At 59.5% G+C, this 26,924-nt stretch carries 20 protein-coding genes and 2 pseudogenes; 8 read left to right on the top strand and 14 right to left on the bottom strand.

The window, feature by feature from the left end:
* Positions 1–133 precede the first annotated feature (133 nt).
* From AC1DDG_RS05535 to AC1DDG_RS05520, 4 genes and pseudogenes are all read right to left on the bottom strand, one after another.
* Positions 134–1,918 (bottom strand): DUF4012 domain-containing protein, encoded by a 1,785-nt coding sequence (locus AC1DDG_RS05535; protein WP_476875247.1) that lies wholly within the window; start codon positions 1,916–1,918, stop codon positions 134–136.
* A 113-nt stretch (positions 1,919–2,031) separates the two neighbouring features.
* Positions 2,032–3,345 (bottom strand): UDP-glucose dehydrogenase family protein, encoded by a 1,314-nt coding sequence (locus AC1DDG_RS05530; protein WP_476875246.1) that lies wholly within the window; start codon positions 3,343–3,345, stop codon positions 2,032–2,034.
* Positions 3,346–3,393: 48 nt separating this feature from the next.
* Positions 3,394–4,821 (bottom strand): sugar transferase, encoded by a 1,428-nt coding sequence (locus tag AC1DDG_RS05525; RefSeq protein ID WP_476875400.1) that lies wholly within the window; start codon positions 4,819–4,821, stop codon positions 3,394–3,396.
* Positions 4,822–4,913: 92 nt separating this feature from the next.
* A pseudogene (locus AC1DDG_RS05520) lies at positions 4,914–5,641 on the bottom strand (dTDP-glucose 4,6-dehydratase); the annotation flags it as partial.
* A 449-nt stretch (positions 5,642–6,090) separates the two neighbouring features.
* On the opposite strand from AC1DDG_RS05520, the gene AC1DDG_RS05515 reads away from it, so the two are divergent.
* The 3 genes from AC1DDG_RS05515 (at position 6,091) to AC1DDG_RS05505 (ending at position 10,350) form a co-directional block, all read left to right on the top strand.
* Positions 6,091–7,275, top strand: a complete 1,185-nt coding sequence (locus tag AC1DDG_RS05515; protein WP_476875245.1) for a glycosyltransferase — start codon at positions 6,091–6,093, stop codon at positions 7,273–7,275.
* Between the two features lie 412 nt (positions 7,276–7,687).
* The gene (locus AC1DDG_RS05510) at positions 7,688–8,893 is read left to right on the top strand and encodes an MATE family efflux transporter (RefSeq protein WP_476875244.1); all 1,206 of its coding nucleotides are present in this window, start codon (positions 7,688–7,690) and stop codon (positions 8,891–8,893) included.
* 839 nt (positions 8,894–9,732) lie between these two features.
* Positions 9,733–10,350: a glycosyltransferase family protein gene (locus tag AC1DDG_RS05505; RefSeq protein ID WP_476875243.1), complete on the top strand. Its 618-nt coding sequence runs from the start codon at positions 9,733–9,735 to the stop codon at positions 10,348–10,350.
* Between the two features lie 539 nt (positions 10,351–10,889).
* Here AC1DDG_RS05505 and AC1DDG_RS05500 read toward each other — a convergent pair.
* The gene (locus AC1DDG_RS05500; protein WP_476875242.1) at positions 10,890–11,030 is read right to left on the bottom strand and encodes a hypothetical protein; all 141 of its coding nucleotides are present in this window, start codon (positions 11,028–11,030) and stop codon (positions 10,890–10,892) included.
* Between the two features lie 441 nt (positions 11,031–11,471).
* Positions 11,472–11,600, bottom strand: a complete 129-nt coding sequence (locus AC1DDG_RS05495) for a transposase (RefSeq protein WP_476875241.1) — start codon at positions 11,598–11,600, stop codon at positions 11,472–11,474.
* A 213-nt stretch (positions 11,601–11,813) separates the two neighbouring features.
* Between AC1DDG_RS05495 and AC1DDG_RS05490 the strand changes: the two are divergent.
* Positions 11,814–13,088, top strand: a pseudogene (locus AC1DDG_RS05490) (ISL3 family transposase).
* A 244-nt stretch (positions 13,089–13,332) separates the two neighbouring features.
* Here the strand turns inward: AC1DDG_RS05490 and AC1DDG_RS05485 are convergent.
* The 3 genes from AC1DDG_RS05485 to AC1DDG_RS05475 form a co-directional block, all read right to left on the bottom strand.
* Complete coding sequence (locus tag AC1DDG_RS05485) at positions 13,333–14,691, bottom strand: IS110 family RNA-guided transposase (protein ID WP_476875240.1); 1,359 nt, start codon at positions 14,689–14,691, stop codon at positions 13,333–13,335.
* A gap of 962 nt (positions 14,692–15,653) precedes the next feature.
* The gene (locus AC1DDG_RS05480) at positions 15,654–17,159 is read right to left on the bottom strand and encodes a tyrosine-protein kinase domain-containing protein (RefSeq protein ID WP_476875239.1); all 1,506 of its coding nucleotides are present in this window, start codon (positions 17,157–17,159) and stop codon (positions 15,654–15,656) included.
* Positions 17,160–17,492: 333 nt separating this feature from the next.
* Complete coding sequence (locus AC1DDG_RS05475) at positions 17,493–17,957, bottom strand: Lrp/AsnC family transcriptional regulator (RefSeq protein WP_476875238.1); 465 nt, start codon at positions 17,955–17,957, stop codon at positions 17,493–17,495.
* A 158-nt stretch (positions 17,958–18,115) separates the two neighbouring features.
* Between AC1DDG_RS05475 and pdhA the strand changes: the two genes are divergently transcribed.
* Genes pdhA through AC1DDG_RS05460 form a run of 3 tightly spaced genes read left to right on the top strand, consistent with a single transcriptional unit; the run spans position 18,116 to position 22,027 of the window.
* Positions 18,116–19,378, top strand: a complete 1,263-nt coding sequence (pdhA, locus tag AC1DDG_RS05470; RefSeq protein ID WP_476875237.1) for a pyruvate dehydrogenase (acetyl-transferring) E1 component subunit alpha — start codon at positions 18,116–18,118, stop codon at positions 19,376–19,378.
* Positions 19,375–20,487 (top strand): alpha-ketoacid dehydrogenase subunit beta, encoded by a 1,113-nt coding sequence (locus AC1DDG_RS05465; protein ID WP_476875236.1) that lies wholly within the window; start codon positions 19,375–19,377, stop codon positions 20,485–20,487. Before pdhA ends, AC1DDG_RS05465 begins: the two co-directional genes overlap by 4 nt.
* A gap of 4 nt (positions 20,488–20,491) precedes the next feature.
* Positions 20,492–22,027: a dihydrolipoamide acetyltransferase family protein gene (locus AC1DDG_RS05460; RefSeq protein WP_476875235.1), complete on the top strand. Its 1,536-nt coding sequence runs from the start codon at positions 20,492–20,494 to the stop codon at positions 22,025–22,027.
* Between the two features lie 296 nt (positions 22,028–22,323).
* On the opposite strand, the gene AC1DDG_RS05455 is transcribed toward AC1DDG_RS05460, so the two are convergent.
* The 5 genes from AC1DDG_RS05455 to AC1DDG_RS05435 form a co-directional block, all read right to left on the bottom strand.
* Entirely contained in the window at positions 22,324–22,464 is a 141-nt protein-coding gene (locus AC1DDG_RS05455) for a hypothetical protein (protein WP_476875234.1), read from the bottom strand.
* A 266-nt stretch (positions 22,465–22,730) separates the two neighbouring features.
* Entirely contained in the window at positions 22,731–24,182 is a 1,452-nt protein-coding gene (locus AC1DDG_RS05450; protein WP_476875233.1) for an O-antigen polymerase, read from the bottom strand.
* Entirely contained in the window at positions 24,179–25,252 is a 1,074-nt protein-coding gene (locus AC1DDG_RS05445) for an acyltransferase family protein (protein WP_476875232.1), read from the bottom strand. Before AC1DDG_RS05445 ends, AC1DDG_RS05450 begins: the two co-directional genes overlap by 4 nt.
* A gap of 246 nt (positions 25,253–25,498) precedes the next feature.
* On the bottom strand, positions 25,499–25,642 hold the full coding sequence (locus AC1DDG_RS05440; RefSeq protein WP_476875231.1) for a hypothetical protein: 144 nt from the start codon (positions 25,640–25,642) through the stop codon (positions 25,499–25,501).
* Positions 25,643–25,671: 29 nt separating this feature from the next.
* Positions 25,672–25,890: a TMEM175 family protein gene (locus AC1DDG_RS05435; protein ID WP_476875230.1), complete on the bottom strand. Its 219-nt coding sequence runs from the start codon at positions 25,888–25,890 to the stop codon at positions 25,672–25,674.
* A 187-nt stretch (positions 25,891–26,077) separates the two neighbouring features.
* On the opposite strand from AC1DDG_RS05435, the gene AC1DDG_RS05430 reads away from it, so the two are divergent.
* Positions 26,078–26,893 (top strand): MBL fold metallo-hydrolase, encoded by an 816-nt coding sequence (locus tag AC1DDG_RS05430; RefSeq protein ID WP_476875229.1) that lies wholly within the window; start codon positions 26,078–26,080, stop codon positions 26,891–26,893.
* Positions 26,894–26,924: the final 31 nt, after the last annotated feature.

The raw sequence follows: 26,924 nt of genomic DNA, 5'->3' as shown, positions 1-26,924 counted from the left end.
ATGTTGGAGATTTCTGGCCCCCCGAGTGACCGTAGGTTGAAATCTCATTTGTCCTGCCCACGTAGACGATAGCACCTGGAGGCGGGTGTGACCAAAGTGAATCCAGACGCTTTACATACTGTTAACACCCTGTCTATTTAGCGGGCGAGCAGTCTGCGGCTTTTGTCTTCAATACGACGTCTTTCACCGCCTGAACTGTGGGCGTGGAAACCAACACTGGCTCAGTATGCTGGACGATCTTGCTAAAGGTCATGTCGACGATCTTTGTCTCACCGGGAGCCAAGATGACCGTCACAGTTCCGACCGGTCGTCCGCTGTGCCGACCGACAGCCAACGGGATCCTCTTGCCTTGCAGCATAGCGGTTTCAACGTTGGCTTGCACCGGACCGTAGGACGTGATGTTGGTCTGTACAGTGCCAGGCGGGATACCGAAGGCGCCGTCTCCGGTCACGTAGGCCGGCAGTGAAGTTGCCGCATCTGCGGGTGCTGTGTTCGTGCTGGTGATGCGCACTTTGATCTGGTCATACTCGTCAGCCGTGCATTCTTCAACGAGCTGGACAGTTCGCTTGACGTAGTAGTCCATCTTGGCGCCGGTGCCATCGTTGAAGTACACGCCGAACTGGGCAGGATGGACACTGACACCAGCGATTGAGCCGCTCAAGGGATACTTCGCAATGATGGACTGTTCGTCGTCCGCTCCGGACCAAACCATCACTCGTCCCTCAGCCGTACCGCGCGTGATGCCGTCGATGAGACCTTTTGAGTCCCCCTTGCCACTGGACAGAACCGAGAAAATTTCCTGTGCCACGCCGGCAAAATAGGCGTCCTGCAGCTTGGGTTGTTCGATTCTCGCATAGACGTCGGAGAGCAGCGTCTGTACAACATTCTTGCCGGACAATTCTGTCGGCATTCCGGCAGCCAACGACAATAGCTCCGGGTTGCTTACTTTGACCGGACCAGTGGCTTCCAATATGTAGCCCAACGCGACCGGGTCCATTGAAATCACGCCATCGACTCTTTGTCCCGTTTTCCTCTCCCACATGGCCTGTGCAGTTCTGCCGGTGGTGGGGAAGTCGGGGGTCAGGTTGACATCTTGCATGAACGTACCGAGGCGCCCGGAGTAGATCTGCTGTTGTTCCGCATCCACAGGCACGGGTGGAGACATAACCCCCAAGTCGCCCGCTGTACGCTGGCTTCCCAGCGTCAGCTTTCCTTTGTCGAAGGTGAGCACCGCCAGTGCGCCAGGGATGCCTCCTGACGCCCGGGCTTCGGCATTGTTTTGGATCATAAGAAGATAGGTGCGCGGACCCTCCGCCCCCATCAGGCCGGGGACGATTCTGGAGGCGTCTGCCGCCGCATCCAGAGCACCCGTCACCGCCTGCAGTTGCTCTCTGGCACTTGTCAGTGGCCCGGCAACCTGAGGCAACAAGGTGTTGATATCTATCCTGTCTAGCCTTTCCGCTGAGACCCGCACCGCATGTGCCGCAGACATGACGCTCGGAGAGGCATTCTGAAGCGGCTTTAAGTCGGTCCCGCTGGCGCTGGGAAGAAGACTGTCCCAGTTGAGCGAGTTGAACACCTTGACGAGAGGAGAAACACCAAGTGTGGCGACATCATCGGCGGAGCGCGCTACCTCCGCGACCGCACTAAAATTTGCCCCCAGTCCTGGAATGGCTTTGGCTAAAGTCCAAAGTGGATCTCCTGCTGCATCGCGCGCCGCTGCTGTGTGTGAACGCAACTGATCGACTGTGTCGTTAGCCGCTTCTGGTTTATCTTCTGCGATGTTCGCTTTGAGTACTGGTATCAGTCGCGTCGCAGCGTCGAGCTCGTTTCTAACAATGTTTGCCTTTGCGCCCAGCCAAATTGCGGAGGCAACAATCAAGATGGCAGCGGCCGCCAGCCATGCTGCCACGGTCACCAGACGACGACGATTCTCTCTTCGGCCAACTTGGATGTCCGTGGACCGCGAGTCGCCTGTCAAACCGCGGTTCTTGGGTTCTGTGGCTGATGCATCATCAGTGCGCGCCATAGTTAGGGCCGTCCCATACCGCGGTACGTCCAGCCCGCGGCGCGCCATTTGGCAGCGTCGAGCACATTACGTCCGTCGAGAATGTGCAGCGACGAAACAAGGGAGCCAAGCTCGTACGGATCCAGGCTCCGGTATTGCTGCCATTCCGTGAGGAGAAGCAATACGTTGGCCTTGTCGATTGCTTTCTCGAGGTCGGCTTCATAATCAAGTTCCGGGAACCGTTTCGAAGCGTTGGGAAGGGCCTTGGGGTCGGTCACTGTGACAACGGCACCCTGAAGCTGAAGCTGCGCAGCAATGCTGAGAGCAGGGGAATCGCGGACGTCGTCACTTTCTGGCTTGAAAGCTGCACCCAAAACTGTAATTCGTTTGCCGAGTAACGTCCCGCCACAGATTTCGCGTGTCAGTTCCACTACCCGTGAACGACGTCGCATATTGATGGCGTCGACTTCCCGCAAAAAAGTGAGGGCTTGGTCTGCGCCGAGTTCACCGGCTCGTGCCATGAACGCGCGTATGTCTTTCGGAAGGCAACCTCCGCCGAAGCCGATGCCTGCTTGCAGGAATTTGCGTCCAATTCGGTCGTCCATGCCTATAGCGTCAGCAAGCCTCGTTACATCGGCGCCGGTGGCTTCGCACACTTCTGCCATCGCATTGATAAAGGATATTTTTGTGGCCAAGAACGAATTCGCGGCAGCCTTCACCAACTCGGCGGTTGCGTGGTCCGTAACCAGGCGAGGCGTCCCCCCAGCCAGCGAGCCAGCGTAGACTTCGTCCAATACGGCAACTGCCGGGTGGTCCTCTGACCCGTCAGCCACTCCGTAGACCAAGCGGTCCGGACTCAGCGTGTCAGACACAGCGTGACCCTCGCGGAGGAACTCTGGATTCCACACTAAGTGGGCTGTCGCTTCCTGTGCGTGGACCAGGCCCGCCAAGCGTGATGCCGTCCCGACGGGAACTGTGGACTTGCCAACTACGATGTTTCCTGACGAGATATGAGGTAGGAGCGCCAGGGTTGCGGCGTCTACGTATGTCATGTCAGCCCCATTTTCGCCCTTCTTCTGGGGTGTTCCAACACAGATAAAATGGACGTCGCTCCCCTCGGCAGCGGACATATCCGTTGTAAATGTCAATCGGCCTGTGTCTTGAACATCGCGCAGAAGTTCTTCCAGACCAGGCTCGTAAAAAGGCGCCGTGGCATCAGAGAGCTCAGCAATTTTGCGAGCATCCACGTCTATGCCGACCACTTCGTGGCCAAGTTTGGCCATGCAGGCTGCATGTACTGCTCCGAGATAACCGCAGCCGATTACTGAAATACGCATTGTTCTAGTTCCTTCCCCAAGAGGGCAGTCGTCCGACTTTGAAAGTATTTAGTAGGCGCCCGTGCTGTTAAACACGGCGCGGACTGTCCGAAGAATGATTACGAGGTCCCCGGCCAAGGACCAGTTCTCCACGTAGTAGAGGTCGAGACGAACCGAATCCTGCCATGACAGATTGGAACGTCCACTGACCTGCCAAAGGCCGGTAAGCCCAGGCTTGACCAACAACCGCCTCCGAACGTCGTGCTCATAAGCCTCTACTTCGTGGGGCAAAGGGGGACGGGGCCCAACGAGACTCATCGAACCAGCAAAGATGTTGAAGAGTTGCGGTAGTTCGTCCAAGCTGTACTTCCGCAGGAATCCGCCCACACGCGTGACGCGGGGATCATTCCTGATCTTGAACAGCACACCGTTGCCTTCGTTGCGATGGGCGAGTTCGGCTAGGCGCTGTTCTGCGTCTACGACCATCGAGCGGAACTTGAGCATCCCAAAATGGGCGCCTTCGATACCCACTCGCTCCTGTCTAAAGAGTATGGGCCCACGGCTGTCAAGCTTTACGAAGACGGCTAGGACCGCCATAAGCGGCGCCGCCAGAAGAATTAGGATCCCGGACACGACGACGTCAAATAGTCGTTTGGCGACCCGTTGTCCGCCCTCCAGCGTCGGGGTAGTCACGTGGATAAGAGGCAGGCCGGCGACTTGCTGCGTGTGAATTCGTGGGCCGGCAATATCTGTTAGGGCGGGGGCCATTATCAGGCCCACGTTTCGAGCTGCCAGCTCCCAACCAAGATGCCGGAGTGTCTGGGGGTGAAGTTGGACGCCAGCGGATACGGCAACCGCGTCCGCCATGCTGTCGTCGATCGCTCGAAGAATTGCATGGATGTCTGGATCATGGCCGAGAACCGGAAGGCCGGATACGGTCTCTGAAGGCAGCGTGTCCGCTACGCCCGGAGTGTAGGCGGCTATAGGTAGGTAACCTGCGTGTTTAGCTCCAGCCAGAGTTGTTGCCAGGTGGGCGACCGCGCTTGGGCCTCCGAGCAGGATAAGCCGCGACATGCTGTCTCCGACTTGCCGGTCGACACTTAGATGTTGACGGAGTAGCCAACGCGCGAGAATAAGTCCGAACAAACCGGCAGGAAGGGCTATGCCCACGTAGCCGCGAGCCGTATCGATTCGCAACACATACGAAACTATCGCCACAAGCCCAAATAGCCAGAGGGACGCAGCGGCAACCCTTTTGTATTCGTCAGCACCGGAGCCCAAGATACGACTCTGCCTTGAGTTCCAAGCCCCGAGCATGAGCCACCAAGCCAGGACCAGAGCCACCGACAGCCACACGTACGTTATCTCTTGGCCCTGCACAACGGAGTTAGGCTCCAGCCCGAATCTAACGATGTAGGCTCCAGCAATAGCCCAAATAATGACGAAAGCGTCAACAACACGCAGTCTGCGGGATATCCGCACGCGCCAATCCGGCATCGTCCCCAATTAGATTCCCCATTTGTAGTAAGTCATGAATCGCCGCGCGCGTTCCACCGCTAGGATACAGCCGGCCGCGACACGGTTCGCAATTTCGCCGCATAGGCGCCGATGAGGTAGGTCTCGCCGATGCGGCTCTTGGCGGGGATGGCCAGGACGGTGGAGGAGTGGTCGTTGGCATGGATCCAGTCGCGGACGTTCACGCCGGTGCCGTAGAGCGTGGGGCGGGTTCCGTTGACCACGTTGGTGATCTGGCGCGGGACGAATTTCTCCACGGTCTGGTATGTGCCGTAGTTGTGCAGCAGTTACCGTTGGCCTGCGGTCCGAAGGAGCGGCCCAAGCGTGCATCACAGTCCGAGCCGGCCTTCATGGAAGTGTGCGGGCTGGATGGATTGAATGGGGTCCTTTCGGTGAACACTTCGGGGTCATCGACCTCCAGGTCTTCCATGCACTTCGTCTGTGGAGATTTGGTGGAAGCCTTTGTTGTGCTTCCGGGCGGCCTCGATGAGTGTAGGTGCCCATGACGTTCGTGTCCAAGAAGGGGTGTGGGTCGTGCAGGGAGTTGTCTTTGTATGACTCGGCCGCGTAATGGAACCACGACGTCACAGGCGGCAACGAGCCCGCTAACCAGTCCCCCGTCGCAGATATCGCCCGGCGTGAAGCGGAAGCGCTCCTCCGGGAGACCGCTCACGGATTCCAGGTTGCCCGCTTATGTCAGCTCGTCCAGGACAGTAACGTGATCCTCAGTGCTCTAGAGAACGTAGTGGACAAAGTTGGAACCGACGAAGCCGGTGCCGCCTATGACTAACACGTTCCCCATGAAGTATGACTTTACCGGTCTGCGGAAGTGACCCGAGCACGAAAAGGTCAATAAGTGGGTGCACCTAAAGAACGCGCCTGACGCCAAGGATTTCTTACTGACGATGACGTGCGACGACGGGCTGAACCGTTGGTCAAGAGTGGTTCCGTGGCATGCCTCCTCGGGCTCCCGGCCTGACTCGTTCAGCCGAGAAGTCCTTGAGTGCATGGCGTCGCTGAACCGGTGTCGAGTTACGTGTTGTGTTAGGGTGGGGCCGCTGGCGTGCCCAATGGAGTGTCCTGCAGGTGCAGTTTGACTTGACGAAATGTCATCCTGATGAGGAGCCGGCCCGCCCGATTCCCACTCAGTGTGCGCGCTGTCGAGGGATCGCAGCGAATGGAGAAACCTGGCACTTTATTTGCGACTGCTTTTGCGGATGATCGAATAACAATTCGGAAGCGTGGGGAACTATGAAACCTGAGAAACGGACGGGCACTTCAAAGTCGGTGGCCATAATTGGAACGCGAGGCTACCCGAGTTACTACGGGGGATTTGAGACCGCAGTACGCAAGTTGGCGCCCCATTTGGCTGATTCAGGCTGGAATACGACTGTCTACGGCCGGCCAGGTTCGACTCGGGACGATGACCCAGATACGGACGAGCGAATCAGCCGTGTGACGACTCGAGGGTTCGAAACTAAGTCTCTCAGCACACTTTCATATGGACTTACCGCCGTGCTTCACGCCTTGGTGCACAAACCCGATGTAGCGATTGTCATGAACGTGGCTAATGGGTTTTGGCTGCCGCTATTGCGACTGCGGGGTGTCCCGACCATTGTAAATGTTGACGGTATTGAATGGAACCGCGCGAAATGGGGCCGTGCGGCCAAGAGGGTATTTAGGCTGGGTGCAAAGTTCACGGGCTGGTTTGCCAATGAACTAGTCTCGGACTCCCTTGAAATACGGAGGATATGGAAAAGCGAGTTTAAACGCGACTCCGTTTTCATTCCCTATGGTGGCGACGTCCCAGGAACACTCCCGATCGAGCCCGGCCTGAGGCGCCGCGACTATGTTCTAGTTGTGGCAAGATTTGTTCCTGAAAACACCATTGGAGAGTTTTTCGAAGCCATTCCTGATATAGCAGCCGATCATCAAGTCGTCATTGTTGGCTCTTCCGGATACGGAGGAGCATTCGACGAGGCTGCGGCCGACCTCGCGAGCAGGTATTCGAATGTGACGTGGATGGGGCACGTCAACGACGACGAAAAGCTGCTCTCACTCTGGCAGCACTCTGGAGTCTACTTCCATGGACACAGTGTCGGCGGCACTAACCCGGCCTTAGTCCAGGCCATGGCTTGCGGAGCACCTGTCGTCGCTAGGGACACTGTCTACAATCGGGAAGTCTTGGGGGACCTGGGTATTTTTGTCGAACCCGATGCGCCCAGCATAGCGGCGACAATCCGCAGTGCGATGATTGATGTGGACCAAGGAAATGTCTCAGCGGACTTGGTACGGCGGGCCCGATCTGAATATTCCTGGGCTGATGTTTGCGATCGATATGAAGCGCTAGCTGGGCGTTGGACTAAAGGGCACGCCCGTGAACGGTTGGAAGTCCAGGTCGCAGAGCCTGCGCTCGGCCACAAGCCGAACCAATGATGACGAGGTCCTTCACGAGGATAACCAGCACACCGGTTTGGCCATTGCAATGTCCTCGTAAGATCCGATACTAGAGGCAAAGCCGATCTGGACATTTAGAACTGGTCCGTCCATTAAAGTATAAGAAATGATCTCTTGCCGCCCGCGGGGGCGTCACTGGGAAAACGGGGGAGTTGAACGTTGGATTTGCAGGGATATGTTTGCATCTTGCGCAAGTGGGTCATCGTGCTGACAACCCCGTATCTGGCGCGATCGTGAGCATCATGACGGCCAATGCTTTTTCGAGCTATGAGTCGACGCTCCGCTCGAACTTCTCCGATGCTCCGGCATGTGACTATGTGGGAAAACAGACAGAGGCTTGAAACTTTGGAACTACATTGCAACCATCTTGGGCACCAGATTGTAAACCCGCATGAGTAAGTCATCCCCTCTCGTTTATGGTGGAGTCCTAGCTTTTGCTCGCGGATTGCCGATATTGGCGCTACTTTTTGCGAGTCTGCGGCTAGAACACGATAAATTTGGACAAGTGGCTGTGTTGGTAACAGCTGCAGCGACGGCAGCACTTTTTGCTGACTCCGGCACTGATAGCGCTGCAACGTGGCTCTTGTCCAGGACCGTCGCCAAAGGTCGCGCCCCCGTCATTTCTGCGCTGACCTACTATAGGGGGTTAGTGGCCGGAGGTGCTACGGCCATTCTGGTTGGTACTCAGATCCAAGTTATCGATGGCGACGATCCCTGGAACGCGATCATCGTGATCTTGTGTTGCTTGGGCAATATGCTTAGCGCCAGGAACAGTAGCAATCGAATCGTATTGAGGATTGATGCTACTGGCGAAAAACGGTCCATCTTGCTGGAGAAGGCTGGTATCGGAATTCTGTTTATGATTCTGACCTGGATGGTGCCAGCCGACCCTCAGTGGATTCTTGTCGGCTACGGCATTGCTACTGTCATCGGTGGACTTGTGGCTAGCCGGTCCCCGAATCGCGGGGAGTGGTCAACATCGTGGTCGGATGTCCGTCGACTAGCGTCGGCGACATTCCCCTTTGTGGCCACAACTGCATGTAGTGCCTTAATTTGGCGCCTTCCGACGTTTGTCCTTGGACAGACTGGACAGTTGGCAGAAGCTGGATATCTGGCTCTGGCCTCCTATCCCATCATCCTCCTGACATCGATTCCGGTTCTTAGCGCCCCTCTCTTGCTCGTCAAGGGAGGAGCCCATAGTTCAAACCCCCTCTCTACGGTTCGAAATGGAGCAGTTGCAGGGCTTGTTTGCACCTGTGTGATCGGCGGAAGCGCCCTCGTTGCCATGGCGCTTCCCCTGGACACCTTGATCGCGTCAAACGTACTGTCAACGATTCTTGTTTTATCTGCGTCTGCGATCCCTCTTTGGATAAATCCACTGATGGTGGCAACGCTGAGAGTGAGGAAGGGACTGTGGGTGCCCATAACGGCCAACTTCGCAGGGGCAGTCGTTGGGGTTCTGGCCCTGGTACCGTTTATCAATTCGTGGCACGCTGAAGGGGCCGCGACAACAATAGTCTTGGCAGAGACAGTGATACTTGTCTTGCTCCTGTGCATCCTATTTTTCCGCAAGGATGCGCCTGCGTATGTCAGTTAACTTTGATAGGCGGCAGCCATTGTCACGAAAGATGCGGGATTCGCGCCTCAAGGGAGCTATTGTATTCGTTCTCGGCCTGATCGTATGCGGACTGGCAGTCCATTGGGATCTGGCATTGCCAAGCATATTGCTTCCAGGTCCTTTGCCTGCGATGTTTGTTTTTTCTACCCTAACTAGCGCTCTCGAATGGAAGCGAAATAGCGGGGTTCCATTTCTCATGTCGCCGGGAATGGCGGTTGCCCCTTCAATAATTATCGGCTCAATTACCGCTTTGCAACTTGGTTCCGACGGCCCTCAGCAATCGGCGGACGCATGCTGACTTCGGCTTGCATATTGCAGGGGGCAGAGTTGGCCGGCCCATGCAGATTCCCGCGGGCGGGGGCGCTAACGCTCTGGCTCGTTCGGCATGTGTATCAGTCTCAGCAGTTTCCGCAGAGGGGAAGTTTCGCGTGATTAATCAAGTTGCTTGGGCGGTACCGCCGGGGGGCAAAACAAATACCAGGCCGGTGCTATTGGCCCGCGAGCTGGTTAAGCTTGGTGTCATTAATGAAAGCTATGAGACCCTATTCCATGGGCGGCAGACATCAGCTTCCGGACACGTCAATGCCGGCAGGTGGTGGCCGGGAGGTCGATTCCGCGGGGCCGGAAGTACGCGAGCGGTGCTCTCGCCGGTCTTTTATTCCCTGATCGAACCAAGCTCAAAATGGATTGACTTTTACGATGATTGGTCACTCGCGCCAGATATCAATGTATGGCACCGAACGCTTAGTGCTTTATCCTACAGGGCTGTGGCGAGGGGGGGCGTAACAGTATCCGGAGTAACGTGTAATAGCCCTTATATGGCCGCAAAATTAGGGTTGCCATCCTCAGCCATAGTTCCCAATGGGGTTGATCCCGACGTCGCCGCACTGGAAACTGCCGACGATCCGACTCGTCGGCTTATCCTTTTGGGCCACTTTTTCGCGGGGCGCACGGACTTTGGTCTCATCGAAAGAATTTGTACGCGGGAATATTTCGACCAAGTAGTTATAGGTGCGCCCGGATCGGATCCGACAATGCTGGCCTTGTTAGACCGTCTCAGGCACCGATTAGGTTCAGCATTGCAGGTCTATGACTGGCTTTCCGTTGATGATTTGGCCGCACTCGCCGGACGGCAGACCGCAGCTATTGTGCCTCACGTGGTAAGCGACTATACCTTGAGCCAGGATTTGATGAAGGTGTACACACTCTCGGCCTTGGGCATGAGAGTCATTTGCCCGCGATTGCTCTGGCCACACGCGTTGCCGAAGGATTTCGCGTACCTTCTGGACTACGGGGTAAAGCTTGAGGACACGCTCGCGGAGTGGCTTGATGACCCTGGTCCCAGCCTGGAATGGCGGCAGCGGATCGGAAACGAGCACTCTTGGCAGACTCGCGCAGTACAGGTTGCCGGACTGATTGGTGAAGTTCATTGCTGAGCGTAACGATCGTACTATTTAGGCCCAAATCAGATGATTTCAGCAGAACGGTGGAGTCTCTTCTGACAAACGCGAATGATGTCGCCTCAGTACACATCCTGGTGTCCGGCACGCGAACAGAATTCTCTGCCATTGAGTCTTTGACGGAGGAATTGAGTAGAGCAACGAAATGCTTTTTGCATCATAGATTCGACAATCTTGGATTTGCATCTGGGCACAACTATCTCCTGGAAAATGCGTTTCAATTTGGCGCGGACGCCGTACTAGTCTTGAACCCCGACGTTGTGCTGCAGCCAGGGTCGCTCAGGAGACTTGCGGCCACGACTGAACTGCAAGAGCAAGCCATCCTTTTCGGGCCCACTCTCAGTCGAGTTACAGAGCTTGGGGTTTCGACTCAGACCTTTGACAGCGCCGGAATCGATTGGACGAGGTCGGGACGCCACTTCGATAAGTTTCAGGGTGATCACTGGAAGATCCGCAGCGGCCAGCAGGATGTCGTCAGCGGCGTCACGGGAGCTTGCTTGGTAGTTGGTAGGAATTCATTCGACCAGATCCGTAGCGAGTCTGGCCACTTCTTCGACGATTTGTTCCTTGCTTATCGTGAAGACGCTGAGCTTGGTATCCGGGCCAACAAGTTGGGGATTCCTTCCGCCGTAGTCCATCTGGAAGGATTTGCGCATGTGAGGAGCGTAAGGGGCTATGCGCGGGGCAATAGGCTTGCGGACCTACTAGGCGTTCGCAACCGATTCCTCTTGCGTTGGTCATTGGGCGGTTTCCGTCCTGGGAACCGTCTCATGGCGGGGGCTCGCGACGGTCTTGTGATTTTGGCATCGTTGCTGGTAGAACGTAGCAGCTTTCCAGGACTTAGGGACGCTTTTGCCATTAGGCGATACGCGAGCTACCGCGGTCGTAACTGGCGCCGAATTGCCGGCAGGAAGGTCAACTAGCCGCTACGACGAGGCTAAAGAACCGTCGGGTTTGGTTGTGAGAGCGAGGCATTCAACCCAAATATGGCTATTTGTGAAATGGTCAATGCGGCGAAGTGAGTCTATTCGCTCTTCAATTTTCGTGGCGAACGAACTGCTGCCGGAAGTTTATGCCGCTGTGCCTGCGGTGCTCCGCTAAAGGATACGTGTTTTGTGGTTGTCCAGGTTGGTGAATCCCCGGCCTGTTCCTTTGACGTGGTTGACCGTAGTGTTGTTGCCCTCGACTGTCGCAGTGGTGGCGCCGGCGACGACGAGGAGGTCCAAATTCTTCCACCGCAGGCAGACGGTCAGCTGATATATGTTGAGTTAGTCCTTCCCCAAACACTCCGGAGATGTCAGGTCGGATGTATCAGATTCCGTTGAGGACCTGGGTTTGGTGGCTCATCAACTTTTAGCGTGGTGTCCTTCAAATGAAGGGGCTCGTAGCCCTGCGAGCATAGGTGTTGTCGAGACATCTATTGCTGAGGACTACGAGCCTTGTTACAGATTACGCAGACGTGCGATGCCGCGTCGATTCTGTTCAATTTGGAGGGCCATGTTGTGCTCTCTGCGGAGCGTGCTGGCGAGACCCGGACGGTGCTGGTCGAGCCCGTCGAACGGGAAGGCGCCTGCCCGGACTGCGGTGTGCTGTCTTCCCGGGTCCAGGCCCGCCCGGTCCACCGCGTCCGCGACGTCCAGTGCGGCGGAGCGCCCGTGGAAGTCCGGGTCCGGAAGCGGCGTCTGGCCTGTTTGGAACCGGAGTGTGCGGAGGTCCTTCGTGCAGACCTCCGATGAAATTCCGTTGCGTTCGCGCCTGACCAGCAGGCTCGTGGCCGGCATTGTCGCCGGGCTGTCCACTGAGCTTCGTGCGGTCTCCCGTGTCGCTGCAGCCGCCGGCGTGTCCTGGACAGCCGTCATGCGCGTCACGGCGGACACGGCTGTCCTGGACGGCGGCGTAGACCGAAGACTCGTTCGCCGGTTGGGTGTGGATGAACACCGCTTCCGGCGGGTCCGGTATCTCAAAGACGATGCTGGCAAGGTCACCCGGGTCGAGCCCTGGTCGATTGTTTTCACGGATCTGGATACCGGGGCCATCCTCGATATTGTGGACGGCCGCCGCGGCCAGGCGGTGCGGGACTGGATCAGGGCCCGACCGCGGTGGTGGCGGAACAGGGTCGAACTGGTGGCGATGGACATGTCCACCGAGTTCCGCCGGGCCGTCCGCAAGGCCCTGCCTAAGGCGGCGATCACCGTGGACCACTGGCATGTGGTCGCCCGGGCGAACCAGATGGTCACCGAGGTCTGTCGGCGCCGCGCCCACGACCTGTATGGCCGACGCGGCCGGGCCACGGATCCGGCTTGGAAGTACCGGAAACTGCTGACCTGCAACCAGGAGAACATGTCCGGCGCCCAGCGCGGACGGATGCTGGAAATCATCGATCAGACATCGAACTCGGCGTCGTCTGGGGCATCAAAGAACACGTCCGTCAGCTGCTGAAGACCGAGCACATTGACGCGTTCCACCGCGCCTGGGCCGAACTCGAACACGCCGTAAAGGCAACCAGGATGCGCGAGGCCAAATCAGTGTTTCTGACACTGAAGATGTGGCGCAGGGAGCTGCTCACGTTCTGCCGGACACGGGTCACGAACGTCCGCAGCGAAGCGGCGAACCTCAGCGCGAAAAACCTGAAACGGGCGGCACGCGGATACCGGAACCACGACCATTACAGGCTCCGTTTACTGTTGTACACGGCAGCCCAACAAGCCTGCTGAACACCTGCCGCCACGCTAAAAGTGGAAGAGATTCCCTAACGCTTGTCAACGCTTTTTTAGCTCTGGACGGCAGGCAGGGTGAGTGCACCGTCACCGCGTGTTGTGCAGTGACGGAAAGTGCCGTCGATCCGGGACGGGACCGTCGTTGGGGGCCGTTGACTGACATCCCCGGGCTGGTGGGCGGAAGAGCGGTCAGTGGCCTCTGGCGCCGGGTGGGCCAAACGGTAGCGGTGATCGGCGATATTTACCGTGTCAGGCGTGCCCGTTTCGCTTCGATCGTGTGGGACCGCGACTGGCTGCGTTGCTTGGACGTGACGGTATAGCGGGAGGCAATGAGTTCTTTCGCTGCCCGTTTGGTGAGTGGCTGCCCCTCGAGGTCCCGCAGCTCATACATTTGCCCTGTCGTGAGGGTTTTCCAGGTCCTTTCGGCCAGTTTCCTGGCGACCGCGATAGTGGCCTGGGTGTGGCAGTGGCCGTGTTCGGTCATGAGCCGGTGATAGAACGCGGCCAGCTGGGGATCCAAGGTCCGGGCGACGCTGCCGGCCTGGTAGAACGCAAGGCGCAACGGTGCAGGCCCTTCCTTGCTGATGGCCCGGCGTGCCTGGTTCATCGTCCCGGAGGACCAGTTCGAAGGGGTGATGCCGACATAGTTCGCTGCTTTTTTGGCGCTGTCGAACCCGGTTCCGTCGCCGAAGTAGGCCCGGATACAGGGACCGGTTGCCGGGCCCACACCAGGCAGGGAAAGGATCAGCGGGTCATCGCCGTAGAGATGTTCCCACCACTGCCGTGCATGCGATGTGAAGCGATCCACCCTTGCCCGGGATTTCTGCAGGTCAGCGAGGTGTTCGGTGACGTCGACGGCCAGCGCGTCCAGGTCCAGGTGACCGTCCCAGAAGTCCGCCCATCCCCCTGCCGCGGTCTTGATCGCCGTGGCACGGGCGGGTGTGTCGGCGACATCGCGGGTGTGCTCGGCGACCACAGCCGTCAGGGTCGCCGCGCGCGCCGATGCCAGGGAACGGAGGTGGGGCCACCGGCCCAGCACGGCGAGGGCTGTTGATTCGGATCCGGCGAACGCGGTCCACACATCGGAAAAGGCCCAACGTGCCAGCGACAGCAGCCGCCGCCAGTAGCGGTTGCCGTCAATCACGGCGCCTGCCCGTCGGACCACGGCCCGCCGTAGCGCCAGCTGTCCCGGAGATGCCAGTACCAAGGGCGGCGGGTCGAAGATCTCCCCGGCATGGGTGAGCACTTCGGAGTCGATGACGTCGGATTTGTTCTTGCCCATGATGGCTCCGCGCAGCCGTGAGGAGTGTCGGGCGCCGATCATTTCCATCTGGCCGCCGGCCCGTTCGACCGCGAGGGCCAGCGCCAGCCAGGTCATCGAGGTCGGTTCCACAATCGCTGTCACAGGTGCCGGAACCGCGGCCAGCCGCTGCGAGAGTCTCTCCAGCCCGGCCAGTGTTGGGTCGATCGTGAAACGGCTCAGATGTTCTGTTCCGTCGTCGAAAAACTCCCGCACCGCGATATGGTGCCGTGCCGTGATGGCGGCGTCGATACCTGCCACTGCCCGCACGACTCCGGCGGGTTTATCCTGATTTTGCATGATGGTTCTCCTCCTCGCATCGAATACGTGCGATGGGACAACCCGTCGTTGCCGGTCCACCAGCCGAGTCACCAGGCCGGGCTTCCCACCCCTGGGGAGAACCGTCATGCGCTAACCCGAGCGCCAGCGGCGACCTCCCTCACACGCCCGCAACTGCTGAGGAAGCGTCGGATACAGTTCCCGCGCTTGAGAGTCATCCGGTGCCCGCCCGGACGAAACCCGGTGCTGCGCACCGTCTTCTTCCGGCCACCAATTCCCTCAATCGGGTCTGCTTGGAAGACAGGCCGGGGGCGACGATCTCTTTCACGAGCCATGACGCCCAGCCGAAAACCGGAACCACCCCGGCCCCTCCCAAGGCCACCGTAAACGACGACCACCCCACCTCAACAGGGGGTACTTAAGAGATACAAGCCGGTTTGGTCTGTAGGCCCTGTTCAAGGTGCGGTGACTGCAGTTTTACCCGTGATTGTTGCTGTTGATGTCGGCAAGAAGTTGGTCCCATTGTCGGTCACCGATGCCGGTCGGCGGCGGCCGTTGGGCCCGGTGGACTTCGAGATGACCGGATGCGGACTGAAGGGTGTCCTTGCTCTGATCCGCAGCAGGCTGGCCGGGACAGATGCGCAGGTGAAGCTGGCATCGAGGCCGCTGGGCATTACCACCGGCCCCTGTTGGTCCGGGCACAACACCCGCATCTGGGACAGACTCCGCCACCTATCAGCGGGTCAACGACGCCGGTGTGCTCACCCCCCGAAGTCAGTAGAACTCGAGGCTCTGTTCAACCCGAAAAATCCCGCCGATTACACCCGCGGAATCACGGAATCCAGCTCCGACTCAAGAGCCTCGCCGCCGATAAAGACCCAGGTGATGTGTCAGTCTCCCACGCGAGCGAAAGTTCGTGGGGCGTCCCCCGTTCCGCGAGCATCTTGACTTGAAACACCACGGCAGGACGGACATGTTGCGGGCTACTGGCGTCCAAAACGGCTCGCTGGAAACACTTTGGCTGGTTGGGCGTCCGATTCAAATAGCGTTTGTCCAAATTCATCCATGGCTTCCGAAGGGTCACGGTTATCGACTTTCGAGGCGCGTTCCTTCGAGCTGACGGCCTTCAATTGGGGCTTCTCGTCAGTGCTGTAGTAGCTATAGGCGTAAGCATCCGGGCCCTTAGCGGGAAGCCTATTAAGTACAATCCCTAGGATGTTCGATCCGACCATCTCCAGTGCATGGATAGATTTCTGAAGATCCTGATGTTTGAGTTTCTGTGAGCCCACAACGAGAACCACGCCCCCAACGTGTTGGGACAGTACGGCTGCGTCCGTTACTGGGAGCAGTGGCGGAGCATCAATAATGACGGAGTCAAATGCATGGCCAAGTCTTTCGACTAGGTGTCTCATTTCACCCGATCCGAGTAGCTCGCTGGGATTCGGCGGGATCTGTCCCGACGCTAGTACGTACAAGTTGTCGTCGCCCCACGGCTGAAGTAGGTCATTGACGTCGGCTGCGCCGACCAAGGCCGTCGTCAAGCCGACTGACCGATCCAACCCCAGATATTCATTGATCATCGGACGACGGAGGTCTGCATCCACAAGACATACTGACTTGCCAGCCTGAGCGAGTGCAATAGCCAGATTAGTGGCGGTTGTGCTCTTGCCTTCGCCTGGGAGTGACGAGGTCACGAGTACGGTCTTTGCCTTCCCCGAAACGTCGGCGAATTGGAGGTTAGTTCTCAGTTGCCGGAACGACTCGGCGCGGGGGCTTTGCGGAGCAACTTGAGTCAGGAGCGGCTTGCGAGTAGCGTCCTGATCAAAAGAAATCCTGCCCAATAGCGGCGCATTTGTTATGTGACGGAGATCGGCTTCTCCCCGAATTCTATTGTCAAGGGCCGTCCTGAGTACGCCGATGCCGACTCCGGCTGCGATGCCAAGTATCAGGCCAAGAAGTAAGTTCATCCGTGTATTGGGCGCCGATGGAATGGTTGGTGCGACGGCCGGCTTTATGACGGAGAGGCTAACGGGCGAGGTGCCTCCGTTTTTGGGCTTTTCCAAGGTGTCAACGGCTTTTATTAGGCTTCCTGCTACCTCTTGCGCAATGGCTGCGGCCTGTACTGGCGAAGTGTTCACGACAGAAATATCGATCAGCACTGTGTTCGGTTCCGTGGTCGCCACCACGTTGGCTGCCAGTTGTTCTGCTGTCATGTCCAGCCCAAGGACATCAATTGCGGGCTGAAGCACGACGGGTGAGTCCACGGTCTTTACATAGGATTGCACTCGGGCCTGACTAAAAGTATTCCCCTGCTGAAGCTCCTGAACTGAACCCGAGCTTTGAATTGCGACAAATAACTGTGTTTCTGCAGTGTAGATCGGCTTGGTGAGCATGGAGGAGCCCCCCGCTAACAGCAGGCCCGTCAAAGCCGCAGCGACAATTAAAATCCAGTTGCGACGGAGAATGCGCAGGTAATCGCGTATGTCCAAGCCGGGGTCCCCCTGTGGTGAAATTACCGGGGCCGCGAAACGGCCTGCCCCGGAACGGCAATATTCGTGCGGTCTCGTTCATTCTACCTGTCCGGAGGAAAACGCCCGTACACGACGCCGCCGTGGTAATGGTGCGATTTCAGAGTCACCGGAACGGATATACTCTGCTGTTCTCTGGATGGGGATCACGTGCATCTTTGCGGATCCGGCTTTTCCACGGCGGGCGAAGAGTACCGTGCCAAGCAGCTTGGATGAATCCAGGTCCTCCCGCCACCGGGCGGCCTCGAGTTGCCCTTCGCCTCTGGTAAGAGGTCCGGGCTCACACTGCGTATCTCAGCGCGTGTCCACGTCCTCAAACACCAGGAACGTCTGCGTGTCCAGCACGCCAGGCATGGACTGCAGCTGATCAAAAATCACCCTCCGCAGGTCAACGTTGTCCACAGCCCGTACCAGCAGGATGACGTCGAAGTCGCCACCCACCAAAGCAATGTGATGTACCTCGGGGATCGCCCGCAGCAGCTCCCGAAGTTCGCGCCAGGAGTGCTGACGCACCTTCAACGTCACGTAGGCGGACGACTTCAGGCCGGCCTTGATGGGGTCCACCAGCGCCGTGAACTTGGTCAGCACCCCCTCGCCGGTCAGCCGGGCAATCCGCGTGTAGGCGTGCGCCCGGGAAATGTGGACGTTCTCTGCCACCTGCGTCACCGACATCCTGCCGTCCCGCGTCAGCTCCGCGATGATTTTGCGGTCCACATCGTCCAGTGGCACTGCAGCCTGCTCTGGCTCGGCCCTTGCCATTTGTCCACAACTCCCGTCGGTAACCCAGCTCACACTTACGTTTCGTCTTTCAGGCTAGGGCAATAACTCAAACTTCTCCACGATTCTCACTGGGACTGGATACGAAACATCTTTCAGGACGATACTGAAATCGAATAGTGGCTACAGAAGGATGGACAATGACGATCTCCGCGGACCACACTGCCCGGGACCAGGCAGCGCAGGGCCGGCAGGCGCCGGACCAGCCCCAGGACCCGCGAATAGAAGGCCCCGTTGCCGAGGCTGTGCGCAAATTCGGCATAACGGTCGAGGATTACATGCTGCCGGCCCGCCACCAGATCCAGATGGTCGACCAGGACGGCAACCTCAAGCCACACTCCCAACAGGGTGCCGAGCCCGGGCACGAGTACCCGCTGCCACGCGATGAGGAACTGCTGGCCGCCTACGAGCAGCTCGTCGTCGGCCGCCGCGTCAACGATCAGAACTCCGCCCTGGTCCGCCAGGGCCGCATGGCCGTGTATCCGTCCAGCCATGGCCAGGAGGCGTGCCAGGTCGCCGCCGCTCTCTGCCTCTCGGACGACGACTGGATGTTCCCGACCTACCGTGACTCCGTCGCGGTCATGGCCCGCGGCGTTGACCCTGTCGAGACCATGACGCTCTTCCGCGGCGACTGGCACAGCGGGTACGACCCCGCCAAGCACAAGGTCGGCATCCAGTGCACCCCGCTCACCACGCAGCTGCTCCACGCCGTCGGCGTCGCTCATGCTGCCAAGCTGCGCGGGGAGGACACCGTGGTCCTGGCCATGTGCGGCGACGGCGCCACCAGCGAAGGTGACTTCCACGAGGCCCTGAACTTCGCGGCTGTCTTCCACCTGCCCGTCGTCTTCTTCGTGCAGAACAACCAGTACGCCATCTCGGTGCCGCTGGCGCATCAGTCAGTCGCGCCGTCGCTCGCCCACAAGGCGGTCGGCTACGGCATGGCCGGCGAACGCGTGGACGGCAACGACATTGTCGCCCTCCTCGCCGTGCTGGACCGCGCGGTTAAACTGGCCCGCGAAGGCTCGGGACCTCTGCTGGTGGAGGCCCACACCTACCGCATGCAGGCCCACACCAACGCGGACGACGCCACGCGCTACCGCCAGGACAGCGAAGTCGCCCAGTGGCTAGCCCGTGACCCGCTGGCACGGATGAAGACCTACCTCACCGACAAGGGCGTGCTGGACGACGATGGCGACTCCCGCATCGCGGAGAAAGCGGAAGCAGTTGCCACGCAGCTCCGCAACGGCCTCAGCGAGGACGTCCCGGTAGACCCGCAGGACCTCTTCAAATACGTGTTCGCCGAACCAACGCCGCAGCTCATGGAACAGTCCGCCCTGCTCGCCGACGAACTTGCACGCGACGCCGGCGTGGGCACCTCAACCACCACGGAGGCCCCAAAATGAGCCCCACCATCACCACGTCCTCCGAAGCCAACGGCAACGTCAGCTCCGCCACTGCCCGCGCAGCCGCTTCGGCTGCGGCGACCGCGGAAGCAACCGGTCCGCAGCTCGTCACCATGGCTAAAGCACTGAACACGGCGATGGCCGATGCCATGCACGCCGACGAGTCCGTCCTGGTCTTTGGCGAGGACGTCGGCATGCTGGGCGGCGTATTCCGCATCACCGACGGTCTGACCAAGACCTTTGGCGAGCAGCGCTGCTTCGACACCCCGCTCGCAGAGTCCGGCATCGTGGGCATGGCGGTGGGCATGGCGATCAACGGCATGCGTCCCGTGATTGAGATGCAGTTCGATGCCTTCGCCTACCCGGCGTTCGAGCAGATCGTCAGCCACGTGGCCAAGATGCACAACCGCACTAAGGGCGCTCTCAAGCTGCCCATGGTCATCCGTGTTCCCTATGCCGGCGGGATCGGGGGAGTGGAGCACCACTGCGACTCCTCGGAGTCCTATTACGCCCACACTGCCGGCCTGAAGGTGTACACGCCGGCCACCGTGGCCGATGCCTACCGGATGCTCCGCGAAGCCATAGATTCCGATGACCCCGTGATGTTCATGGAGCCCAAGAAGCTCTACTGGTCCAAGGACCTGGTGGACCTCGAAGCGCTCCGAAAGGAACACGAAGTCAACGCCGCGCGGGGGACATCCACCGAGGGCCGCGCCGCTGTCGCCCGTCCCGGTACGGACGCAACGCTTATCGCCTACGGCCCGTCCGTGCCGACGGCGCTCGCCGCCGCTTCCGCTGCGGCACAGGAAGGGCGCTCGCTGGAAGTCATCGACGTCCGATCGATCGTGCCCTTCGACGACGAGACCGTCTGCGCCTCGGTCCGCAAGACGGGGCGTGCCGTTGTGATAGCGGAGGCCCATGGCTTCGCGTCCGTGTCCTCCGAGATCGTGGCCCGGGTCCAGGAGCGCTGCTTCCACTATCTGGTCGCGCCGATCCGCAGGGTCACGGGATTCGACGTCCCGTACCCGGCCCCGAAACTCGAGCACTACTACCTGCCCGGCGTGGACCGGATCCTCGACGCCGTGGACGACCTCCAGTGGGAAGACTGATCAGATGATTGAAACGAAAGTGTTCCTGCTGCCCGACCTCGGCGAAGGCCTCACAGAAGCCGAGCTTGTGAACTGGCTCGTAGCCGTGGGCGACGAAATCCGCGTGGACCAGCCCATCGCCGAAGTCGAGACTGCCAAGTCCACGGTCGAGGTCCCGTCCCCATACGCTGGCACCGTGGCGGAGTTGCACGGAGAGCCCGGCCAGACGCTGGACGTCGGCAAGCCGCTCATCTCGGTGACTCCGGTAGGGTCGCTGGCCGAACAGGAGCCGGTAGTTGAGCCTGTCGAAACCAAGACGCCCCCGGTCGAGCCCGCCGACACCGAGTCTGAGGCCTACCGCACCCAAGAAAAGGCCGGCTCCGGCAATGTGCTCATCGGCTACGGCACGCCAGGCGGGCACGGCCAGGCTCGCCGAACCAGGCCCCGGCGTACTGCGCCGGTCGAGCTTGTCGAGACCAAAAGCGCTGCAACCAGGACCGCCGAACCCAAGCTGACCACCTCCGCCGACGACCTCCTCCTGATGCGCACCCGCGTACCCGGCAAACTAGGAGCGGTCATCTCGCCCCTAGTCCGCCGTATGGCCAAAGAGCACGGCGTTGACCTAGGTCACCTGCAGGGCTCGGGCGACAGCGGGCTAATCATGCGCCGAGACGTAGAAGCTGCCATCACGAAACCCCTGCTGACCGCGGCCGCCGAAACATCGCCGGTTGAGCCTGTCGAAACAAATCCACGCCCGGTGGTTGAGCCTGTCGAAACCACGTCCCGTCCGTCGATTGCACCTGTCGAAACTCGCGCTCACGCCATCGACCCGCGCACCGGCCTCGGAATAGCAAGCCGCACTCCCATCCGGGGCGTACGCAAAGCCGTCGCCGCCAACATGACACGCAGCCGCTCCGAAATCCCGGAAGCCACCGTCTGGGTTGACGTAGACGCGACAGCGCTAGTAGACATGCGTGCCGCGCTCAAGAAGACCGATCCTCACAACACACCTGGTCTCTTGGCTTTCATCGCGCGTTTTATCACAGCCGGGCTAAAAAGGTATTCGGAATTGAATACACGGATCGTCACCACCGAGGACCCTGCCGGCGGGGAGAGCCAGGAGATTGTCGCCTTCGACGGCGTCAACCTCGGGTTCGCCGCCCAAACCGACCGAGGGCTAATGGTTCCCTCGGTCCGCAACGCGGACAAACTCAGCACCCGAGGGCTGGACGCGGAGATCCGTCGGCTCACCGCCGTCGTACGCGACGGCAAGGCGACGCCAGCAGAACTGGGCAGCGGCACCTTCACGCTGAACAATTATGGCGTGTTCGGTGTCGACGGTTCGGCAGCCATCATCAATTACCCCGAGGTGGCGATCTTGGGTGTGGGCCGGATCATCGACAAGCCCTGGGTTGTAAACGGCGAACTCGGAGTCCGCAAGGTCACCGAACTGACCCTCACCTTCGACCATCGGGTGTGCGATGGAGGCACGGCAGGTGGATTCCTGCGGTTTGTTGCCGACGCCATCGAGAACCCAGGGTCTGCGTTGGCTGATATGTGACCAGGGCACGCAGTGGGAATCGACATTGGGTGAGCTGGAAGCGTGTCCAGGGTTCATAATCCGGACTGTGAGGTGGAGGTTGACGGAGACTGACGGCCGTTTTCCTCGAAGTAAACCGGAACACTGGAAAAGTCACTTCGCGGTACCTGGGCCTCTACTTCCACGACAAGGCTGCAAGTCGAATCACACCAGGAAATAACCCGGCGTGTGGTCTTTCGATGATGAGCGTCGCACGCCGAACCACTCGCTTTGGGGCTGGTCATGACGCCGCGTATGAAGGAAGGAGCGAGTTGGGTTTAGGCCTTGCCCCTAGACTTGCACACATAGTCGGTCTTTTCGTACCCGGCCCTCGCGGTGAGGTCCACGAGATCAGCGGCCCACCGCTCGTCGACGATTCCGGACACCGTAACGCTGAGCCATCCGCCGTCAGAAGCCACGGTTGCCCTCAGCGAATCCCCGGCGAACTGCCGGACGGTCCCGCTGGCGTCGGCTCCCCCACGTATTTGGATGGCAAGCGGTGATGAGTGAGACGGCTCAGACCTACCCGTGCTGGCCACCGGCGGGACACCCGTCGGCCACACCGGCCCGATCTAAGTCTTGAGCGGGAACCGTTGGGCGGTGTCAGCGATCTCCAAACGCAGAAGAAACGCACCTGTCGCGGACATGAGGCGTCGAGAGAGGGGCTTCGAGTGCAACGGGCGGTCTACGAAGCCGATTCATTTGAGGGGACCGCAGTTCGACCGACTCGAGAAGTACGGGCAACCGACAGCCCAGGTGGTAGCGGCTCGTTATCCCGACTGAACCATGTGATGGCTAGGAGAAGCAGGAAGCCAGCGAGCGATACGGTTGCGGAACCTGCGAAACCTGAGATCTGCGCCAAGCAAACCCAGGTCAACGCATATCCGTAGATAAGACCAACAACCCGAGTCTGGCTTGTGCCACGAATCTCGCTCGTGCGAATGACTACCGATGCCCAGTAGCGAAGCAGAAGCATCGCGAGCAGAGCGTTTAGGAATACCCCGAAGTAGCCAAAGTTCATGTACCCTTCGCCCGCGAGAGTCGGAGGAATCCCGCCCCCGAGGAACTGGACGCCGTTAAGCTCCTTAAGCATCATGTCAGGCGAGATCTGCTTGCCTGGGAGAACGGAAGCGAACAAGGTGAAGTACGTGCTACCGAACTGCAATGGCATGGCGCCGGAATCAATAACATCCTTGACCAGCATCGCATTCTCGGGAACGACCTGCGTATAATGCGAGATCGCCGACCATGCGATAGCTAGGCTGTCTCCGCTCGCGACAGCGTCGCGGTACTGGTAGGAGCTTGCCATATCGTCGGTGTTGTATACGCGCCACGCGGCGAGCGCACCCATGAGTCCCAGTAGGGATGTGGCGATGGCGATGATCCTGCCGGATCCAAGTTTCTTTGTTGTCACAGCGACCATGACCGCGAGGGGGAACACGAAGTAGATGAAGGGAACGCGGTTGCCGTAGCCGAGCATGATGACCAGTGTTATTGCCACGAGCAGCCAGGTCTTGCGCCATCCCTTGATTGCTACAGCCGCGGCCGTGGCCGTAGGCAGGAGGAAGGCGAACATTCGGATGAAACCAGGCCCGCCTTCCGCCGCGTCCACGCGGGCTTGCTCAAGGTCTGACTGCAAGGCGGGGACTCCCTGAGTTGCGAAATAGGCCAGCGCCGCGAGCAGAAACAGGAAAAAGAATATTCTTGCCGAGGACCAATAGCGCTTTACGGATAGGGGCCTGGGTGCCTTCGCAGAAGAGCGAGTGAGGTTCGCGGCAAGAAGGAAGCCCGCTGCCATTCCGAGCGCTTGGAGAAGCCATAAGACGAAGTATTCTTCGTATTGATCGGCACCCAGCGACCCTGCGGAAACTGAAGCGATTGTCAAGGATCCGAAGACGATCGGAGCGGGTCTCAGGATGGTTGGGATCACCGTCGCGTTGGAGTCAGCGCCCAACCAGAGCACGACGAGGAATACCCCGACCAGTATTTGGATCAATGGTCCCGGATGCGGCATCAACAGGACGGCCGCAGGAACGGCGCCAATGATAAGCAGCATCACCAGAATAATGGCGACGGGCCACCCCCCGAATTGCCGGGGTTGAGTGAGCGCTGAATTCGTTCCGGTCAGTCTCGTCATGCCAGACTCGACTCTCTTTTGGAGTCTCGTTGACTTCGGTTGATGATCGCCTTCTTGAGCTTCTGCGAAGGCTGCTCAATCAGGAACCACGAAGTAACCGCCGCGGCCAGGGTGAGGAACATACCCTCAAGCGCGTAGCCTTCCCCGTCAACGCTGCCTCGCAACCAGCAGACGATAACAAAGTTCCAAAGATAGGTGCCGTAGGAAATGCGCCCCAGGAACTTCAATGGCATGAGCATCCGCGGTATGCGTGGGCAGGAGATTCCCGCCACCACCAGGGTTGCGACGCTGGCTGCAATGATCGGCCCGAAAAGCAAGTACGTGAGTGGCAGGTCTTTCGCTTGGGGCACGAAACAGAATCCGGTAAGGATTGCGGCCGCGATGATTTGAAGCCAGCGCCAGTTGGCGAGACGGCGAACCCGTTCCAGGTACATACGGGAAGCCGCACCAATGATGAGAGCGGGCACCCATGATGTCGGCAATGTGTACACCGTGGCGGTGGTGGGAGCCACAAGTAGCGCAGCGACCGTCAGGAACATGCACCCGACCAGGACGGATGCAACAACCAGGCCGACCTTAGACTTGCGCAGCGCGAAAATAAGGAGCAGAGGCCACAAGAGATAGAACTGCTCCTCTACGGCTAGGGTCCACAGATGCCCGAGACCCGGCCCGAGGTGGACCCCCGGCACGTTTGCAATGTACCCGAGACCCACGAAGAAGCTAAGGACCGGGTTGGTGTCACCCATGCGCCCCGTTATGAGTTCCACGACGACGTAAACGAGCAGGACTGCAACCAATGCGGGAAGAAGGCGGAACCCGCGGTTGAGGTAGAACCGTTTATACGACAGCTTCCCGGTCTTTCGGATTTCGGATCGGATAATGTCGGTTATCAAGAATCCTGACAGACCAAAAAACATGGTCACTCCCGTGACGCCTGCACCAGCAAACACATCGGGCCATGCGTGCCGCAACAGAACGAATCCCACGGCAAAGCCCCGCAAAAGATCCCATGAGTCGATTCGCCTCGCAGTTGACTTTACTTCAACAGCCAACGCACTTAAGTTCCCCATGGGACGCAACGTTACACGCCGAAGGGTCAGAGGCGGTATCTGGATATGACGCGCACAGAGGCACAAAACCGAGGCTTGCTCCCGCCGCGTCTAAGACCCCGATCCATTTAGTCATGGAGCTCGCATGTGTCTGCCGTGCTCCGGCGCTTGAAGTCTAGACGGTTAGTTCCGGGTGCTCAGCCCCCTGCCTCGTTTCACCGAGATGCCGTTGCTGCCGTCCACAGATCCACAGGACGTCAAACAGCGTCATCGCAGAAGGAGCGCCACGCCCGTTGCCACGAGCTGCGCGGACCAAACGATGAACGTGACGGCGGTCAGTGCGGTCGCTACTTTCCAGCCGTCGCGCTCGAACCGGCCGACGCTCCGGAGAGCACAGCGCCAGTACTGCACCGACCACACGATGCCCGGTCACGCCAGCTCTACATCCCGAATGGTGGGACAGCCACCTCTTGGCGATGATCACAAACGGCAACGCATAGGCGAAGAGCTGGTGGAAGGGCCCACAACGAGGCAGCGTCCAGCTGCAGTGCTGGGATGCCCTCGGGCAGTTCCAGGTCGAGGGCCAGCAAGGTCAGGGCGATGGCAAAAACGGCTTCGCTGAAGAACACCATCCGCTCCAGTGACGTGCCGGATTCCATGGGGCACCTACGTTTCCGCGACAGGGCAACTGAAGTCACCGTTACTCGCTGTGCCGGACAAGGCGATGGCTGCCCCGTTTGACCCGTTTTGCTCCGTGGACGCCGGCCTTTGCTCAGGGTCCTGGCAGCAAGGCGTGGGTAGAATCGAGGCCTAAGATCGCCGGAACGTATGAATACGGAGAAAAGAATGTCGCGATGGATGGAGGTCGGCCAAGGCAACCATGTGCTGGCCACCGAAGGCTCGAAGCTCAATACCGGCCTCATCATAGGAACGGAGCGGGCAATGGTCATCGACACCGGATGCGGACCCAGGCAGGGACAGGAAATCCTCAATGCTGTCCGGGAGAAGACCCCGCTGCCTTTGGTCGTAGTTAACACGCATGCGCACTACGACCACTTCTTCGGCAACGCAGTGTTCGCAGACGAAGGATCCATCGAGTTTTGGGCGCACGAAAACTGCGCCGAGGAGATCGGCGAAAACGGTGATGCGCAGCGCGCCGCCGTGACTGGGCTGGAGCCCGAGATGGCTGCCGGCGAAGGCGACAACGTGGAACTCGTCGTACCTAACGCTATCGTCCGGGACCAGCCGGTCCTGGTGGACCTCGGCGGGCAGACCGCCACCCTGTTCTACCTCGGCCGCGGACACACCGACGGCGACCTCTTGGTCGGCACAACCACGACGCTCTACGCCGGCGACCTCGTGGAGCAGGGGTCTCACCCGTCCTTCGAAGACTCCTACCCGGAGGAATGGGCCGGCGCCCTTCGCCACCTGTCCGCGCTGCGACACCGCTACGAGTTCCTGGTTCCTGGGCACGGGGAGCCGTGCAGCGACCGCTTCGTCAAGACGATGGCTGACACCATGACCACCGCTGTGCGGCAGGCCCGGCAGTCCATCCGGGACACGCCCAGCGACGCCACTAAGGCTATTCCGGTCCTGCCTTATGGTCCGGAGCAGTCCCGCTGGTTCATCAAGCGCCTGCGGGAGACCCGGCCGCAGCACTGAATCCAAGTAGCCCGCTGTACGCCGTATAAAA

It is taken from the genome of Arthrobacter sp. 10L430, from assembly GCF_056395245.1.
The sequence above is the reverse complement of the archived record's forward strand: the minus strand, read 5'-3'. Positions and strand labels throughout refer to the sequence as shown.

Excerpts from the sequence above, each read along its gene's own strand:
- AC1DDG_RS05530 (WP_476875246.1), bottom strand. The coding sequence starts at position 3,345 with ATGCGTATTTCAGTAATCGGCTGCGGTTATCTCGGAGCAGTACATGCA.
- AC1DDG_RS05525 (WP_476875400.1), bottom strand. The coding sequence starts at position 4,821 with ATGCCGGATTGGCGCGTGCGGATATCCCGCAGACTGCGTGTTGTTGAC.
- AC1DDG_RS05515 (WP_476875245.1), top strand. The coding sequence starts at position 6,091 with ATGAAACCTGAGAAACGGACGGGCACTTCAAAGTCGGTGGCCATAATT.
- AC1DDG_RS05510 (WP_476875244.1), top strand. The coding sequence starts at position 7,688 with ATGAGTAAGTCATCCCCTCTCGTTTATGGTGGAGTCCTAGCTTTTGCT.
- AC1DDG_RS05505 (WP_476875243.1), top strand. The coding sequence starts at position 9,733 with ATGGCCGCAAAATTAGGGTTGCCATCCTCAGCCATAGTTCCCAATGGG.
- AC1DDG_RS05500 (WP_476875242.1), bottom strand. The coding sequence starts at position 11,030 with ATGCGCAAATCCTTCCAGATGGACTACGGCGGAAGGAATCCCCAACTT.
- AC1DDG_RS05485 (WP_476875240.1), bottom strand. The coding sequence starts at position 14,691 with ATGCAAAATCAGGATAAACCCGCCGGAGTCGTGCGGGCAGTGGCAGGT.
- AC1DDG_RS05475 (WP_476875238.1), bottom strand. The coding sequence starts at position 17,957 with ATGGCAAGGGCCGAGCCAGAGCAGGCTGCAGTGCCACTGGACGATGTG.
- pdhA (WP_476875237.1), top strand. The coding sequence starts at position 18,116 with ATGACGATCTCCGCGGACCACACTGCCCGGGACCAGGCAGCGCAGGGC.
- AC1DDG_RS05465 (WP_476875236.1), top strand. The coding sequence starts at position 19,375 with ATGAGCCCCACCATCACCACGTCCTCCGAAGCCAACGGCAACGTCAGC.
- AC1DDG_RS05460 (WP_476875235.1), top strand. The coding sequence starts at position 20,492 with ATGATTGAAACGAAAGTGTTCCTGCTGCCCGACCTCGGCGAAGGCCTC.
- AC1DDG_RS05450 (WP_476875233.1), bottom strand. The coding sequence starts at position 24,182 with ATGACGAGACTGACCGGAACGAATTCAGCGCTCACTCAACCCCGGCAA.
- AC1DDG_RS05445 (WP_476875232.1), bottom strand. The coding sequence starts at position 25,252 with ATGGGGAACTTAAGTGCGTTGGCTGTTGAAGTAAAGTCAACTGCGAGG.
- AC1DDG_RS05435 (WP_476875230.1), bottom strand. The coding sequence starts at position 25,890 with ATGGAATCCGGCACGTCACTGGAGCGGATGGTGTTCTTCAGCGAAGCC.
- AC1DDG_RS05430 (WP_476875229.1), top strand. The coding sequence starts at position 26,078 with ATGTCGCGATGGATGGAGGTCGGCCAAGGCAACCATGTGCTGGCCACC.